Here is a 911-nt window from a genome sequence, read left to right as displayed (position 1 = left end):
GCCAGAGAGGACGTTTTATCAAAACTGTCTGAACTCCATAATCTAAGGTTAACAACATACCTCGATTACCGGCTGGAGCATTACTCCTTCACGGCCCTCGACAGAACCCGGGCCGTCGATCTCGAAACTCTTCGTTACTTCTACGGACTTTTCAAGGAACTCTACCCTGATGAGAGCGAGCGGTACATGGACGCAATGTATCTCAGATATGTCCAGGGCACGACGGAGATCGAGGGAAATACCATCAGTCTCCGGGAAGCGCAGGAACTCCTGGAGCATAACATCTCTCCGGCCGGAAAGAAGATGGATGAGGTGTATGAGATCCTCAATTTCATCAACCTCCGAAGATACCTCGAAGAGTATTCCGGGGATATAACGGAGAAGCTCATCAGGAAGATCCACGAAATACTGATGAATGAGGTCCTCCGGAACCCGGGAGACTATCGGAACATCCAGGTGGGCATCGAGCAGGTGGACTATGAACCCCCTCCCGCGATCCTCGTCCCTGAGGAGATGCGTGCTCTCATCGGGTGGTACCGGCAGAATAAACGGCACCTGAATCCATTCGAACTCGCCGTACTATTCCACACAAAATTTGAGATGATCCATCCGTTCGTCGATGGAAACGGACGGGTTGGACGGGCGTTGATGAATCTGATCCTGGAGCGATCCGGTTATCCGACGCTCTACCTGGGGTTGGAACACCGGTCGGCCTACCTGAACGCGCTCGCAAAAGCGGATGACGGGGACTATGCCCCGATCATCGAGACGCTGTATACCATCTATAGGGAACAGCACGGGCGTATCGCAGAAGAGGTCAGGCAGAAACTTTCCGACGGAAACAGCAGAATCCGGGAGGAAAACGCCAGGCTCGTCCGGCAGTTTGTTGAACTGAAGAAAAAGGTCTGATG

General features: G+C 52.8%; 1 protein-coding gene. It reads left to right on the top strand.

Translation table 11 applies throughout. The features are described 5' to 3' along the window. On the top strand, nucleotides 1-909 hold a 909-nt coding region (locus EI28_RS12130; RefSeq protein ID WP_155937421.1), incomplete at its 5' end, for a Fic family protein. Between the last annotated feature and the right edge of the window lie 2 nt (nucleotides 910-911).

The organism is Methanoculleus sp. MH98A (assembly GCF_000691865.1).
GTDB lineage: Archaea > Halobacteriota > Methanomicrobia > Methanomicrobiales > Methanoculleaceae > Methanoculleus.
This window is presented reverse-complemented; position numbering and strand designations above follow the sequence as displayed.